This is a genomic window from Flavobacterium aquidurense, assembly GCF_002217195.1.
Lineage (GTDB): Bacteria > Bacteroidota > Bacteroidia > Flavobacteriales > Flavobacteriaceae > Flavobacterium > Flavobacterium frigidimaris.
In genome coordinates this window covers 1-16113 of the sequence record NZ_MUGR01000007.1, presented here as the reverse complement: position 1 = coordinate 16113, position 16113 = coordinate 1, and the positions used below count along the sequence as shown (strand labels likewise).

General features: G+C 38.0%; 10 protein-coding genes. All 10 read right to left on the bottom strand.

From position 1 onward, the window contains the following. Positions 1-141 precede the first annotated feature (141 nt). Positions 142-1404: a YeiH family protein gene (locus B0A67_RS04750; protein ID WP_072960193.1), complete on the bottom strand. Its 1263-nt coding sequence runs from the start codon at positions 1402-1404 to the stop codon at positions 142-144. A gap of 176 nt (positions 1405-1580) precedes the next feature. After that, on the bottom strand, positions 1581-3197 hold the full coding sequence (locus B0A67_RS04745; protein ID WP_072960191.1) for a sulfatase-like hydrolase/transferase: 1617 nt from the start codon (positions 3195-3197) through the stop codon (positions 1581-1583). Positions 3198-3359: 162 nt separating this feature from the next. Next, positions 3360-4076 (bottom strand): thioredoxin domain-containing protein, encoded by a 717-nt coding sequence (locus B0A67_RS04740; RefSeq protein ID WP_072960189.1) that lies wholly within the window; start codon positions 4074-4076, stop codon positions 3360-3362. Positions 4077-4086: 10 nt separating this feature from the next. After that, entirely contained in the window at positions 4087-6039 is a 1953-nt protein-coding gene (locus tag B0A67_RS04735; RefSeq protein ID WP_072960187.1) for an alkyl/aryl-sulfatase, read from the bottom strand. Between the two features lie 6 nt (positions 6040-6045). After that, positions 6046-7116: a sterol desaturase family protein gene (locus B0A67_RS04730; RefSeq protein WP_072960186.1), complete on the bottom strand. Its 1071-nt coding sequence runs from the start codon at positions 7114-7116 to the stop codon at positions 6046-6048. A gap of 365 nt (positions 7117-7481) precedes the next feature. Then, positions 7482-8075 (bottom strand): DUF1214 domain-containing protein, encoded by a 594-nt coding sequence (locus B0A67_RS04725; protein ID WP_072960184.1) that lies wholly within the window; start codon positions 8073-8075, stop codon positions 7482-7484. A 396-nt stretch (positions 8076-8471) separates the two neighbouring features. Further along, positions 8472-9023, bottom strand: coding sequence for a DUF1254 domain-containing protein (locus B0A67_RS04720; protein WP_072960181.1), 552 nt, complete (start codon positions 9021-9023; stop codon positions 8472-8474). Positions 9024-9092: 69 nt separating this feature from the next. Then, complete coding sequence (locus tag B0A67_RS04715) at positions 9093-11018, bottom strand: arylsulfatase (protein WP_072960178.1); 1926 nt, start codon at positions 11016-11018, stop codon at positions 9093-9095. 27 nt (positions 11019-11045) lie between these two features. Next, positions 11046-12518 (bottom strand): RagB/SusD family nutrient uptake outer membrane protein, encoded by a 1473-nt coding sequence (locus tag B0A67_RS04710; RefSeq protein ID WP_072960175.1) that lies wholly within the window; start codon positions 12516-12518, stop codon positions 11046-11048. 16 nt (positions 12519-12534) lie between these two features. Beyond that, positions 12535-15666 carry a SusC/RagA family TonB-linked outer membrane protein gene (locus B0A67_RS04705; RefSeq protein ID WP_072960172.1) on the bottom strand — a complete coding sequence of 1044 codons (3132 nt, stop codon included), beginning with the start codon at positions 15664-15666 and terminating at the stop codon, positions 12535-12537. Between the last annotated feature and the right edge of the window lie 447 nt (positions 15667-16113).

The window sequence follows — 16113 nt, the reverse complement described above, 5'->3', positions numbered from 1 at the left end:
AAACTTTGTCGAGCTACTTGTGTGTCCTTCGACTTCGCTCAGGATGACAATGATTGTGGTAACTTTTGTCTAAATAATTGAATTTTAACTTTGTCAAAATATGGTTTTACATTCCCATTGCTATGTGTTTAAAAAAAAAAATCATTTCCCAAACAGTAAAAACGCAATAATCAGCGTAACAATCACATTGAATAATTGTGCGATTAAAAACGCATACAAAGGTTTTCGGCTATTGTTACTCAATAAATCTTTAAAGTTCGTTTCCAAACCAATACTTGTAAAAGCAAGAGCAAACCAAATTCCCTGAAGGTTCTTCAAACTGTCTTTTACCGCATCTCTGGTTTCAGCAGTAAGCAGGAAAGAGAAGAGCAAAGAAGCAGCAATAAAACCAATTACAAACTTTGGAAAACGGTCCCAAATAACACTTAAAGTAGGTTTTGATTCGACAACTTCCGCCGAATTGTTGTGTGTATACGTCCAATAAACCGAGATCGCGAAAGCGGCTATTCCTAACAGTACATTCTGGGAGAATTTTACAATGGTACTAATCTTCAAAGCCGTTTCGCCAACCAAAGATCCTGAAGCCACAACAGCACCCGATGTATCGATACTTCCGCCTAACCAGGCTCCGGTAACTTCTTCGGGAAAATTGAAATATTTGGCGATTATGGGCATGAAAATCATCATAGGAATTGCGGTTACCAGCACAATCGAGATTACATAAGACAGTTTTTTCGAATCTCCTTTTATAGCTCCCGAAGTGGCAATAGCTGCGGAAACTCCACAAATAGAAACCGCGCTCGAAATCATCATGGTCAATTCGTCGTCGACTTTTAGTTTTTTACACAACCAAAAAGCAAAATACCAAACGGATAAAACAACTACCAAAGCCTGAATTAATCCTAGAGAACCTGCTTTTAGAATATCCGAGAAAATAACACTTGTTCCCAGTAAAACCAATCCAATTTTGACGAATACTTCTGTCGAAAGTGCTGACTTGAACCAATCCGGAAGTTTGAAGAAATTTCCAATCGCTAAACCAATTGCCAAACTGAAAATTACAGCTTCGAGATTTAATCCTTTTACTTCGGTATTTCCGGCAATGATCAGGGCAAGAACAGTCAGGATATAAACAACAGGAAATCCTAATAAAAAGTATTTTACTGATTTCCCAATTAAAAAAGCGCCTAAAGTTCCGATGGAAATCAGGTATAAAAACTGTAATCCAAGGACTTTTAAGTTTTCAAGATCGAATACATCATGAAATAAATCGGTTCCGGTTGACCATTTGAAAACGGGAACTTCGGGAAGAAAAACAAAAAGAGAAATCCCGATGATCATAAATCCGAGAATTACGACCGTCCAGTCTTCGTGAATGTTGAATTGTTTGGTTGGGGTTGACATTGTATTATTTTATTATCCTAACAATCCCGAGGCTTCGGGACTGCTAGGTTATTTATTTGTTCGTTTTTTTTGAATAGCCTCCAGCNNGCTGGAGGCTATTCAAAAAATCGAATTAAAAGATATTTTGAATTAAACCCGACAGGTTTTTAAAACCTGTCGGGTTTGTATGATGTTAACTATAAATCAACAAAATATTTTTGTTTGCCAAAATCGAATTCATAATGCGTTAGATTTGGCCATAAAGGTTTTACCAAACCTTTTTCCCAATTTTTTAAAGCCACATGTAATTCTTTTACTTTTTCAGGATTTTGTTGAGCCAAATCTGTTGTTTCAGACTTGTCATTTGCTAAATTATAAAGCCATTCTTCATGCGTTTTTCCGCTGATAATTAGTTTCCAGTCACCGCTTCTGATGGCTTTTGCATCGCCGGATCGCCAGTATAATGTTTTGTGTACTTCTTTATTTTCGTTGACTGTATTGACAAGATCAACGCCATCATAAACGCGGTCTTTTGGCAAATCAGAATGTATGGCCGCGGCAATTGTAGCAAAAATATCTAATGTACTTACCGGAGTTTTATAAATAGTATGCGGTTTGATTTTTCCCTTCCACGAAAGTGCAAACGGAACATTTACTCCGCCTTCGAAATGAGAAAACTTTCCGGCTTTTAATGGCGCGTTTGTGGTGGCGAAAGTATAATCGGCACCGCCGTTGTCGCTGGCAAAAACGATTAGAGTGTTATCTTCCAGACCTTCTTTTTTGACTTTAGCCCTGATTCTTCCCACGGCATCATCTAAGGCGCTGATCATCGCAAAATAAACACGTTTGTTTTCGTCTTTTACATTCGGGAAACGATCGTAGTATTTTTTACGAACCTGAAAAGGTGTATGTGGCGCATTAAACGGAACATAAAGCAAGAAAGGTTTCTTTTTATTTCTATCAATAAAAGCTTCGGCTTCATCTGCAAATGTTTCGGTTAAATACGCTTTATTGTGAATAATCGTAGTATCACGACGAATTTGCCCGATGCCAACGCGGCCATTTCCCCAAATCATTTTATCGGTGAAATCTTTGTGATGGTGGTTGATAATATCCGGATTATCATCTTCGGGAGTGTAAAGCGAAAATGCCTGATAAAAACCGTAATGATAATCGAAACCTCTGTCTAAAGGAAAAAATCCCTTGTTGTGTCCTAAATGCCATTTTCCGATAATTCCTGTACTGTAACCTTTTCTTTTGGCAAGGTCAGCAAACGTAATTTCAGATTGTGGCAAACCTTGTGTGGCGATCGACGCTTCGTTTGGGTAATTGATTTTATCATTTAATCTCCAGTTATTGGTATTGATTAAATATTTGAAACCGTAATATTCCAGATTGTTTTTTGGATAACGATCTCCGGGTTGGTATTCATGACCAAAACGTTCCTGATAACGCCCGGTTAAAATTCCGGCACGTGAAGGCGAACAAATCGAAGCCGAAACATAACCATCCTGAAACGTAACTCCTGATGCCGCCAAAGAATCTATTTGTGGCGTTGGTGTGGATTTTCCTCCGTACAACGAAATATCATATTTTCCTAAATCATCTGCCAGAAGAATAATGATATTTGGTTTTTTGAAAGAACTGTCTGCGGGAACTTTTTCGGATAGAAATGCTGCTTTTCCTGCGAGTAGTTTTGCGTCTGGTTTGATTAAAGTTCCATCGGTATTGATGGGCCAGAATAAAAACACCGCCAATAGAAAAAGTATCACTACAATTGGGAGAATAATCTTTTTTGCTTTTGATAATGCCATGGTTTTTATTTTTGTTATTTAAAATGACGATTATAATTGCGAAAGATGGATTAAAATCCATCCCTACAATATGATTTGTTCCTCTGGAACTTCTTGTATAAAATTCCCGAGGAATGATTTATTTTGTGGCAACGGATTTTAATCCGTTGAAAAAAATTTCGATTATTTCACAGCCAAAGCCACATCAACATCATTTTTCAAATCGCCTAAACCTTCTTTTTTGAATACAATTTTCCCCTCTTTGTATAAAATCAAAGTAGGGAAAACTTTTACTGTTTTGAGATCTGCGATTACTTGAGGGCTGTCTTCCAGTTCTATTTCTACGATTTTAAGATTGTTTCCGTATTGCGCTTTGATGGTTTCTAGAATTGGTTTTACTTTTTTGCAAGGCGCGCAATATTTTGAACCAATATCAACTAAAACATCTTTGTTTTCTGCAATGATTTTTTTGTATTCGGCCAGAGTCAATTTACTTTTAGAATTGGCGTAAAAAGGTTTTCCGTTTCCAATCCAGTTGGCAATTCCGCCTTCAAGACTATACGCTTCTTTGAAACCTTTTTTTAGTAAATCATCAGCCAGCCAAACACTTCTTCCTGCACCAATCGAGTAAGTAAATACAGGTTTTGATTTGTCTAATTTTGCTGCTTGCGCCGCATAATCTTTAGATTCCAGATTAAAATTTACTGCGCCATTGATATGGTTCAGCGCAAATTCTTCAGCACCTCTTGCATCAATGATCTGTGGATTTTTTTCGCTTTGAATTTTAGAATAAAATACTTCTAACGAAACTGTATTAGAGCTTTTTTCCTGAGAAAAACCTACGATTGTAAAAAGTAAAATTGCAGTGACAATACTATTTTTGAATATTTTATTTTTCATGATTTTGATTTTAAGGAGTTACAATATTCCAATACGGATTTGCCGGTTCGAAAGTGCTCGCCAATTCTCTGAATTTAAACGGATCACCTTCAAAACTAACGCCGTCAGAAGTTAAAATTTCTCTTGCCGTGTCTGGATTGGACAATAAGGCTACCAACTTGGCTTTTGGAATGGTTAAGGTAAATTCGGCTTTATCATTTGGTCGCGTTTGACTTTGGTGTAAAACGCCGTTTTTAAGATAAACCAGGATGTTTTTATTGAGTTCCGGGAAAATGAAACGCAATTTCACGTCTTTTCCGGCTGCTTTAGTTCCGTCAACAGTAACCGATAAATAATCAAAAATAGCTTCCGGAGTTAGTGCAGACAAAAATCCAACAGCGCGATTCACAGGATTTTTAGGAACAATTACCCCTTCGCGAAGTTCTTTGGCTCCGGATAAATATAAATCTCTCCAAATTCCTGATTCACTTTGATAGGCAATTTGTTCGAAAGCATCGGCCTGTAAATTTTTAGCTGCAACATTCTCGGGATTCGCAAAGATGACATGTTTCAGCACTTCGGCAACCCAACGGTATTCTCCTTTTTGGTAACTTTCGGTTGCTTTTTTCAAGGCAATTTCTTCGCCGCCAAACCATTCGACATATTTTTTAGCCGATTCGACTTGTGGCAATTTATCATAATCAGCAGGATTTCCGTCCCACCAACCCAAATAGAATTGATAAGTTGCTTTGGCATTGTGTTTTACCGTTCCGTAAAAATCACGATTGTACCACTCTTTGCCTAATTCGGCAGGAAGTTTTATTTCTTCGGCAATCTCATCTTTATTCAAACCTTTGTTGGCCAAATGAACGGTTTGATCGTGCACGTATTTGTATAAATCTCGTTGTTTTTCCAGAAAATTAATTCCTTTATCATGTCCGTAAACCGGCCAGGTGTGCGACGGAACGATAAATTCGGTTTTGTCTCCAAATAAATCAATGGCTTCGTCCAGATATCCTGCCCAGGCTTTAGCATCTCGGGTTTTGGCACCGCGAGGCGTAAGTACATTATGATAGGTATGACTGGCAATTTCGGCCGAAAAGAAAACTTTTTGGGCAGGAGCAAAGACCGTTAATTCGGCTGGAGCTTCGGAATTCGGCGTAAGCTGAAAAATTAAATCCAGTCCATCAATATTGATCGTTTGTCCGGTTTTCTCCACTTCAAAATTAGGCTGCAAAAGAGAGGAAGTACCTCCGCTTAAAAACGGTTTTCCTAAACCCACATCCACCTGACCTGTAGCGCTTCTTTCTAAACTTAAACCAAATTGATATCCGGCTCTTCGTCGCATTACGTTTCCTAAAAGCACATTTTCGCTTACGGCTTCTTCGTAGAAACCTTTTGGTGTAATAAATTTTACTTTTCCGGATTTTATATCCTCGGCAGCAACTAAACCTTCAATACCTCCGTAATGATCACCGTGACTGTGCGTTACGATTACAGCCAAAATAGGTTTATTGACAACGTGTTTTTTGACCAATTCATAAGCTGCTGATGAAGCTTCGCCAATAGTTAGGGCATCAATGACAACATAACCGTTTTTAGTTTCGATAAACGAAATATTGGCAACATCAAAAGATCGAACCTGATAAACGCCATTGGTAATTTTAAATAATCCATTGATGTTGTTGAGTTGTGCCTGACGCCATAAAGCGGGATTTACCGTTTCAGGAGATTTTCCTTTAATGAAGGCGAAATCGTTTAGGTTTACAGCGACATTTCCGGTTTTAGAAAGAATTTTACCGTCGGCAAGAGTGGCGATAAAACCTCTCTTGGCGTCGGTAAAATCGGCAGTATCATCAAAGTTTAACTTTGAATATACTGCCTCATTTGATTTTTGGGTAAAAGTTGAGGCCTGTTTTGGCGCTTGTGCGTTTGCAACAATGGTGAATCCTATTAACAGGGTCGTTATTTTATTTTTTTTCATGGTATTTTAAGATTGAGCCTGCTCGTAATATACCGGGCTCGGAGAAACTGTTTCTACTTTGGCTTTTAATGGGACAGATAAAACTCCTTCTGCCAAAGCACTTCCTTCTTTTTTAGATTTGAATATTGGCCACAAAAATTGCGCGTACCATTCTTCTTGCTTGTATGATTTCATTCCGTACGAAGTTGGATATTTACGGGTAATTAAAGCCGTTCCAAAAATCACATCCCAAAGAAAAAACATGTTCCCAAAGTTGCCTTTAAAGTGTCCAACGCCATCTCCGCTAGTATCTGCATGATGTGCGTGATGTGTTGCAGGAGTCGAAATTAAGCGTTCCAAAACCCATGCAACTGGATGTAAGATTCTGTATTTGTAAAATGGTTTGTCCCATTTGATGCTTGAATGCGCACCAAGAGTGATGAAACTTTTGATCACCAAAACAAACAATGCAGGTAATCCTAAACCTAAATACGTCAAGGTAGCCGTTAAATAAATTTGAGAAAAGAAAACCGTATAAATAAAGTTTTGTCTCGATGCCATCGCCATTCCCATGTATGGAGCCGAATGGTGCGTTCTGTGAAATCTCCACAAAAACGGAACCTGATGATGCAGTCTGTGGTACCAGTATTGTGTTAAATCATCTGCAATTGCAATAAGGAAAAATCCTCCCCAAAACGGCACCCATGAAAGGGAGTTAGATAAATTCGGGATTAAATATGGTAATGCCGTTAAGCTGAAAAATGCGATTACCGGTGGTAAAAGTAATTTTGGTGCTAAGAAACAAACGATATCTATTTTGCGTTCTTCGCCTGTCCATTCGTCATCGTACAAACCGGCTGTAAATTCTATAATTCCCAGAACCAACATAAAAATAGTTAATCCCCAGGTGCGAATATTTTCGAAAGCAGGTTTTGTAAATTCTAAAAAGGAAGGTAAGGTAAGGTGCGATTGCGTTATAACACCATTTGTTAGTTTGAAATAAAGAAATATTGCCACTACCGGCAGTGAATATATTACGAAACTAATACTTAAATCTCTTATTAATCTGCTTCTTGAATTGTGATCTATTATTGCCATGATATCTTATTTTAAAAAATTACTAATTAATGCTAAACCTCCCGCCAAAATCACTAACGGAACTAAAAAAACAATCACTCCCACGATGATTTTTTTTCCTATAATTTCATAGTCTACTCGTTTCATATTTGTGAAATTTATTTTTTAATTGTCAAATATGTAATCGCCATTATTGCTGTTTGTTTTGCACAGATTTTGTTTTAGAGGCGATTTCATGATTTCTAATTTTTATGTTTATAACTGTATTGAAAATCAGTACGTTTTTAATAAATGTAAAAATAAATAAAATACTACTTTAATTCTATTGAATTAATAGAGTTTTATTTATTGATTTTTTCCAAATTTGTTATAATACGTATTGATTATTATTTTACTTTTTGAATGGTTGGAAGCGTCTCCACCGTTAAATTTTCTCTGAGTTTTTCAGAAGGCAAGTACAAACGAATGATCAGACTTGCTTTTTGAACATCATTGATTGGCAGCCAGTTTTCCTTTTTCTCTGTTCCTGAAAGATTGATTTTATACGAAGTACTATCAGCTTCATATTTTACATCTTCAAGATTATAGCTGTATTTGTTGATTGGGTTTTTAATTAAAAAACCATTTTCGTCATACGCTGTAATGCTCCAATATTTCGCATCTAGTTTTTTTCCGCTAATGACATAATCAGCTTTTGGGTCTAATGCGTTTCCTTCGCTATCAGTATTTGTGCTCAAATAGATAACTTCTTTTTTAGTCAAGGCATAAGGTCCGTAAACTGCCACTTGTGCAATGGTTAGCAAATCGGCTGAGTTGAGGTCTTTGTCTTTATCAACCGTTTGCCAATTGCTAATAATGCGTTGTGAATCGCTTTTGCCGGATTTGATGTTGTAAACACCAACGGCACTCCCAAATACAATAGCGAGAATGATCAATGCTACCGCAAGTCCTATCTTTTTAATTTTTTGATTTAAAGCCATTTTAATTTTTATTTAAATTGAATGTTGTGTTTTTTTAGGAGCTAATCCCGCTATCCGTTTCAATCTTTTGTTCCTCCCGATAGTTATCGGGACCGGAACAAAAGGATTTCCTCCCGAAGCCTCGGGACTATCGGGGCTAGGCCAATCTTTGTGGAGTTACTTGTGTGTCCTTCGACTTCGCTCAGGATGACAAACTTTGGGTTACGATCGCGAATGATGGATTAAACTAAAAAATCCGTTTAAATCCGCGTCTTTGCAAAGCAAATCCGTGTCATCCGCGTATCATGACAAAGCTTGTGCGGTTACGATCTGATGGATTAAACTAAAAAATCTGTTTAAATCCGCGTCTTTGCAAAGCAAACCCGTGTCATCTGCGTATCATGACAAAGGTTAAGCTTACTTCCCTAATTTCTCTACCGTTACGCCATGTTGCAATTCCGCCAATGTTTTTACCGGATATGCTTTCGAAACCAAATAACGAAACAGAATCAATCCTTTAGTCGTTGGACTGTAAATGATTTTTTCCTTCGGAATATTTTTCAAGATTTCAGAAGTGCTTCCTTCAGGAGCTAAATAATATTCGAATTTGGCTTTTACTTTTTCTTCGTTTTCAACAAAAAAATTGGTGGTGTTTTCCTGATAAGCCGAGATGGACCAATAAGTAGAATCGGGAACAATTCCTGAAATTTTCAATACATCATCTTTCAAATCATAATTGATTGTCGAATACAAAAAGTCAGGATTTGGTAACGGAATCACTCTGCTGTTTTCAGCATTGGGCTGGTCTCCAAATCGGGGAGTATTGATAACACCTAAGCTTTTTTCTGCAAACTTTTTTTGCACATAATAAGGAGTTATCCAGATCGTGAGGTAGTAAAAACTTACTGCAATTACTACAAGAATCAAGGCAAATAGGCCTTTTTTCAAAATTGGTTTTGTTGCTGCCATAATTTACTTGTTTTGATATCAGTACTATTCATCATTCTTTACAGCGTGATGAATAGTACTGAAGGATTTCTATTTATTTTTCTTGTGAACGCGTTGTTTCAAAACATCCTGCCAATCGATAAAAGGGTAGATGTTGTTTTTCTTCGCCTGATCGTCAAAAGCCGCCTGAAGTTCTTTTAATTTTTCAGGATTCTTTTTGGCTAAATCGACTCTTTCGTTAAAGTCAGTATTAAGGTTGTATAATTCCCAAACATCATTATCATACGTGCTTGGTCCTGTATTTTTTGCCAAAGCGCCATTATCAACGATATCGATAAAATCAGGATGATGCGGTGCCGCAGCTTTCCAACCGTCTTTGTACAAAGCTCTTGAACCAAAAATATAATAGTATTGAATCTTATGTCTTGAAGGCGCTTTTGCATCAGCATAAGAATACGCTAATGAAGTTCCCTGAATAGAATCCTGTGCAATTCCCCTGATTTCCTTTGGAGCCGTAATACCAACTGTTTCCAGAGTGGTTGGCAAAATATCGATCACGTGACCGTATTGGTTACGAATTCCCGGAGTTTTGATTCCTTTTGGATAATACACAATCAACGGATTTCTTGTTCCTCCTTCAGAATGGGCATCTTGTTTCAGATTTCTAAACGGAGTGTTTGCTGCCAGGGCCCATCCGTAAGGATAATTACCTTCGATAGCTTCCGGAGTCCCGAGAAGATCAATTTTGGCAAGGTTTTCTTTTAAATCAGCTTCTTTAGAATTGTTTCCAAATAGTTTTTTCAGTAATGGCTGATCGATTGTTCCGGATTCGGTTCCTTCTTTACTGGCTCCGTTATCACCCAAAACAACGTAGAAAACGGTATTGTCTAACTGGTTTATTCCTTTCAGGTGATTTACGATTCGGCTTACTTCATAATCTGTATATTCAAGATATCCGGCATAGATTTCCATGAAACGAGCGTATAATTTCTTTTCGTCAGGAGATAAAGTATTCCATGCTTTTACGTATGAATCACGCGTAGGCAATTTGGCATCAGCCGGAATTAAACCTAACTTCTTTTGGTTGGCAATTACTTTATCACGGTAAACATCCCAGCCTTCATCAAATTTGCCTTTGTATTTGTCGCTCCATTCTTTGGCTACCTGATGAGGTGAATGTGTTGCTCCTGGCGCATAGTATAAAAAGAAAGGTTTGTTTGGCGCTGCACTTTTCTGGCGATCGATATAGGTAATGGCTTTATCCGTGATCAATTCGCTTAAGTGTTTCCCTTTTAGATCAGCTGTAAATTCATTTTTCGATTTATCTTTTCCTGAATTGTTAAGTCTCGTGTTTCCGTTTAACCAGGTTTGATCTTCAACTAAATCAGGATTGTACTGATCGGTTTCTGAACCCAGGAATCCGTAGAAATGATCGAAACCTTTTCCGGTTGGCCATCTGTCAAACGGACCTGCATCTGTTGCATCTTCGTCTGGAGTAACGCCGTATTTTCCAACAGCAAAAGTATTGTATCCGTTGTCGCGTAAAATCTCAGCAATTGTTCCTGCCGAAGACGGAATTCTGCCATCGTAACCCGGAAAACCGGCTGACATTGCGGTATGCGAAAATCCACCTACGTGAACTGCGTGTGCATTACGACCAGTTAATAATCCGGCGCGGGTAGGGGCGCAAATCGCTGTGGTGTGAAAGTTGGTATAACGCAAACCGTTATTGGCCAGACTCTCGAAAGTAGGCGTGTTGATCAAACCTCCAAAAGTACTTGTAGCGCCGTAACCCACATCGTCTAATAAAATCCAGACTACGTTTGGCGCACCTTCAGGAGCTTTTACAGGATCTGGCCAATATTCTTTAGAATCGGCTAAGGTTTTGCCAATTACACCTTTGTAGTTGGGATCTGGTTTTATTTGCGCAAAACCTAATTGCGCCAGTATGAGGGCAGTAATCAAAAGCCCTTTTTGCGGACTTTTGATTGTAGTATTCAATTTTAAATTTTTCATAACTATAGTTGTTTAGATGTGGTTGTATTAATAGCCAGGATTTTGTGGTAAACCTACCGGATCGATACTTCTTTCGCTTTGCGGAATCGGATATAAATTGTTTCTTTCTGAAACAGAGTTTTTAGCGGTTACCTTTTTTACTTCGGTAACCAAAGTTCCCCAACGTACCAGGTCAAACCAGCGTTGTCCTTCCTGAACGAATTCTTTTTTGCGTTCTTCCTGGATCGCAGCCCTGAAAGAGGTTTGATTTAATCCTGATAAATCGATTGCAGGGTCCGGTGTTGCAATTGGTTTGGCAAAAGCTCTTCTTCTTACCTGATTGATTAATTCGTAAGCTTCCGGTGTTGGCGTTCCCTGCTCGTTAATGGCTTCTGCCAAAGACAGCAGAATATCAGCATAACGAATAATAGGAAAATTGATGGCTACGTTACCCGGCGTTGCCAAATTGGTAAAGTCGATGTATTTTTTGAAGATTGGTTTGGGAAAAGTATAAATGGCTGCAGTTCCGGCAATCGGCAATTGTTTTGCATAACTTACATCTCTTCTGGTATCTCCGGGTGCATAAATATCATAAAACAAAGCAACATCTGAGATAATATCCGCCGGTTCTGTAGCAGTATATCCTATAAATGAAGTGGCCTGAAAAGTGCTTCCGCTTGATCCGTTTCCTGCCTGATTAGGCTCGAACTGAACAGAGAAAATATGCTCTTTTCCGTTCTTTTTTGTTTTAGTAAAAATATCCTGAAAGCTTTCAAAAAGTCCATAACCATATCCTCCATTGATTACTTCTCTGGCTTTTAAAATGGCATTTGGATAATCCTTTCTGGTCAGATAAACTTTGGCTAAAATTGCTTTTGCAGCTCCTGATGTAGCACGTCCGGCATCACTGGCAGGATAAGTCGCCGGTAAAGCTTCGGCAGCATTTAAGTCTGAAATAATTTGTGTGTATACCGCATCTACAGTTTCCCTTCTTGATTTTAAACTTTCTAATTTTATAGAAGTAGGTTCGTGCAATACAATTGGAACTCCGCCCCAAAGACGAACGGCCTGAAAATATAATAAGGCTCTGATGAATTTTGCTTCATTGATCAATCTTGTTTTTACGGCTTCTGTACCTGCTACTTTAGGGATATTATCTATAGAAACGTTGGCTCTGTTTATTCCGTTGTAAATCTGGCGCCAGGCGACCTGAACACGATCTGAAGTAGCATCGTGAGTTAAACTGCTCAATGCCCTTACTTGCGGATTCGTAGCAGAAACTCCTGCTGCTGCATAATCAGTAGCCATGTCGGTCAGGAAATAAAGGTTTCTGCCAAATAAACTTTGCTCACCCGGATCAAGACTTAAAGAAGCATAAGCAGCAGTTACGCTTGCAATAGCATCATCCTGGGTTTTAAAATAATTGTCTTCGGTTACAAAAGAGGTAGGTGTTACCTCTAAATCGGTGCACGATGCAAATAAACCGGCACTTATTAGGATTGTTATTATAATTTTTTTCATTGTATGTATTTTTTACTTAGAAAGTTATGTTCAGACCCGAAATGAACGTTTTAGAGTTTGGATAAGAACCAAAATCAATTCCGGGATATAAGTTGTTTTGTTCGTATGAACTTACCTCTGGATCGTAACCAGTGTATTTTGTCCATGTGATTAAATTTTCAGCAGATACATAAAATTTAATGCTTTTGGCTCCTAATCTTTGAGAAGCGCTTTTAGGCAATGTGTATCCTAAAGTGATTAATTTTAATCGCAAGAAAGAAGCATCTTCTACATAACGTTCTGAAACGATTCCCAGAGGAGAACTTGTTGCTCTCGGAATTTCATTGCTTGGATTTGTTGGTGTCCAACGATCTTCCAGCGTAACATTCGCATTCGTTCCAAGAGTAGAAATTTCTAATTGCTGATTTAAAGCATTAAAAACTTTTCCACCATACGATCCCTGAAAAGAGAAATTAAGATCAAAATCGTGATATGAAATCGTGTTCGTAAAACTTCCAACAAATTTAGGCTGCGAAGTTCCAAGATTTCCCTTATCAGCAGCTGATATTACACCGTCTCCATTAGTATCGACATATTTTCTGTCGCCCACTTTTGTATTGGCTAAACTGTTTATTTTTGGCTGCGTATTTACTTCTTCCTGAGTCTGAAAAATGCCGTTGGTTTTGTATCCCCAGAAAGTTCCCAGAGGCAATCCTACTTTTACCGTTACAGGCTGTTGTTGCAATAAAGAACCATTTGGCACAACCGGGAAAAACTGATCAACACCATTTCCTATTGACACCACTTTATTTTTGTTGGCAGAAAACACAAAGTTAGAGTTCCATGAAAAGTTTTCTGTTTTCAGGTTTTCTGTGATCAAACCAATTTCAACACCTTTATTTTCAACACCACCAATATTCTGAAGAACAGTTGCATATCCTGATGTCAATGGAACGGGGACATTGATCAGTAAATCATTTGTTTTTTTGTAGTAAACATCAAACACAAAATTGATTTTTCGGTCTAATAATGATAAGTCTAAACCAACATTGTACTGATTGGTTTTCTCCCACTTCAAATCCGGATTTGCCAGTCGGGTAGGCGCAAGTCCTGTGTACAATGTACCTCCAAAAGAGTAGTTTACAGAACCCATTGAAGCAAGTGGAAGATAGTTTCCTATTTCCTGATTTCCTGTAGTTCCGGCTGTTATTCTAAGTTTTGCTTCAGTTACACCTTTGATGTTTTTTGCAAAATTCTCATCAGTAATATTCCATGAAAATCCTGCTGACGGAAAATAGCCCCAAAGTGATTCAGAACCAAATCTTGACGAACCATCCGCACGTGCTGAAAGCGTTAAATTATATTTTCCCTTATAGGAATAATTGATTCTTGTTAACCATGATTTCAGTACACTTTCGAATGCATCTGTATAAGGTTTTACAGGAACGCCATCCTGAAGCGCATTAAAAGTGTTGGCATCATTTACAAAAGTATTTGCGCCTGCATTTACAACTTCACCCTGAGTGTATTGAAGTGTGTATCCGCCTAAAGCAGAGAACTTGTGGTCTTCGCCAAAAGTAGTATTGTAGTTCAGCGTATTTTCATTCAAAACAGAGCTTACCAATCTGTCTCCAACAGATGCCAGACCTTTTGTTCCCGCACCTGCCGTAGTAGTAGTCGGAGCATAATAATTTTGTTTTGTATTCAGTACATCACCACTCACAGCCACTTTTGCAACCAGTTTTTTGGTTATTTTATACTCACCAAATAAACTGGTCAAAATTCTGTTAATTTTGGTTTCATTAATGGTACTTACCAGGTCATTGATGGGATTCCCGATAATACCGTTGACAGGCGTTGCATAAGGGTTGTTTGTTAAATTATAACTTCCGTCAGGATTTTTAATAGGCACTACCGGCGGCTGATACAGCGCAACAACTAATGGGCTTGGCGATCTTCCGGCAGCAGCACCGCCATTTGTTCCTACACCATTAGAAACCGAATTACTGTAGTTGGCGTTGACACCAAACTTAAAATTCTGCGAATAATTTCTTTCGTAGTTAACACGTAATGAAATCCGTTTGAAATCAGAAGCAATTACAATTCCGTCTTGCTGAAAATAACCTGCTGACACCGCATATCTTGATTTTTCATCCCCACCGGAAAATGACAACTGATGATTCTGAACAGGAGCTGCGGTTCTGAATATTTCAGACTGCCAGTCATATCCTCCTGACGTTTTTAGCGCTTCGATCTGAGCATCAGAGAAAGAGGGAGCCTGACCAATACTTGCCTGAACGTCATTGCGTAAGCTTGCCCATTGGCTGGCATTCATTAAGTTTAGCTTTTTTGAAACATTCTGAAATCCAAAATAGCCCTGATACGAAATATTATCCTGTCCTTTTGTTCCTTTTTTGGTAGTGATAATTACAACACCATTTGCCCCACGGGATCCGTATATTGCCGTTGCTGATGCATCTTTTAGTACTTCGATAGATTCAATATCGCCGGGATTTATGGTCGACAATACATTGATTGATGAACCGGCATTCGTAACTCCGGCTGTACCATTATTATTGTCATTATAAATCAATATTCCATCTACTACATAAAGAGGTTCGTTACCAGCAGTAATCGAATTTCCTCCTCTGATACGTACACTTGATGAAGCTCCCGGACGTCCCGAACTTTGCGTAACTACCACTCCGGCAATTGCGCCTCGTAACAGATTATCTGCAGATGAGGTGACCTGTGATAAATTTGCTTTGGGAACTGAAGCTACAGATCCTGTAATGTCTTTACGTTTTTGAGAACCATAACCTACCACTACCAATTCATCTAATTCCTGACGTTCTTCTTTCAGGTGAATGGTAACCGGATTTTTATTGACTACGACTTCTGCTTTTTTATAGCCAATGTAGCTTACGATTAAAGTATAAGGGAATTTTTGTCCGGTTTGAAAATAAAACTTTCCTTCTGCATCCGTCTGAACCCCGTGAGTTGTACCCTTAATATTGATAGAAGCGCCTATAATTGGTTGATTTGTAACATCATCTACAACAGTTCCGTCGAGTTTGGATTGTATCAGCGGTGTGGTATTTTGGGCATTAATTCCTGCCGAAAGCAGCAGGATAAAAAGCAATGAGTATATTTTTAAATTTTTTTTCATTTCTTTGTACTGGTTTTAAGTAATTAACAAGGCGCCTTGAAAGTTGAATTTTCAACTCTCTAATGGGATTCTTGATTTAGTGATAAATGTTCTTTAAGCCTTGCCATTTCTGTTGCCGCAGAAATGGCTTTTTTTATTTACAGCAACAGCTTTGCATTTTTTTCATCTTCTTGTTTTTAGTTATTAGTCATTTTCGTTTTAATTTTCAGGTATAGTTTCAAGAATCCTTCTGATACAAATAGAGGTATCAAATAGACTTTTGTAATTTCAGTAAGTAATTTTTATGATGTTTTTGTAAAGATTCGTTTTTTAATCAGCCTGATGTAAAATGAGAAACTGATGTAAACGAAAAAAGGCTAAGAATTAGCAACAGAAGCACATATAACAGAGAGTGTTATAAGTATATTTTTCAGAAAAAATGTAATGCGATATGCTTTCGGTTGTTTT

What these genes read in the sequence shown, in the direction of transcription:
- B0A67_RS04725 (WP_072960184.1), bottom strand. Translation starts at nt 8,075, where the DNA reads ATGGCTTTAAATCAAAAAATTAAAAAGATAGGACTTGCGGTAGCATTG.
- B0A67_RS04745 (WP_072960191.1), bottom strand. Translation starts at nt 3,197, where the DNA reads ATGGCATTATCAAAAGCAAAAAAGATTATTCTCCCAATTGTAGTGATA.
- B0A67_RS04750 (WP_072960193.1), bottom strand. Translation starts at nt 1,404, where the DNA reads ATGTCAACCCCAACCAAACAATTCAACATTCACGAAGACTGGACGGTC.
- B0A67_RS04735 (WP_072960187.1), bottom strand. Translation starts at nt 6,039, where the DNA reads ATGAAAAAAAATAAAATAACGACCCTGTTAATAGGATTCACCATTGTT.
- B0A67_RS04705 (WP_072960172.1), bottom strand. Translation starts at nt 15,666, where the DNA reads ATGAAAAAAAATTTAAAAATATACTCATTGCTTTTTATCCTGCTGCTT.
- B0A67_RS04730 (WP_072960186.1), bottom strand. Translation starts at nt 7,116, where the DNA reads ATGGCAATAATAGATCACAATTCAAGAAGCAGATTAATAAGAGATTTA.
- B0A67_RS04720 (WP_072960181.1), bottom strand. Translation starts at nt 9,023, where the DNA reads ATGGCAGCAACAAAACCAATTTTGAAAAAAGGCCTATTTGCCTTGATT.
- B0A67_RS04710 (WP_072960175.1), bottom strand. Translation starts at nt 12,518, where the DNA reads ATGAAAAAAATTATAATAACAATCCTAATAAGTGCCGGTTTATTTGCA.
- B0A67_RS04715 (WP_072960178.1), bottom strand. Translation starts at nt 11,018, where the DNA reads ATGAAAAATTTAAAATTGAATACTACAATCAAAAGTCCGCAAAAAGGG.
- B0A67_RS04740 (WP_072960189.1), bottom strand. Translation starts at nt 4,076, where the DNA reads ATGAAAAATAAAATATTCAAAAATAGTATTGTCACTGCAATTTTACTT.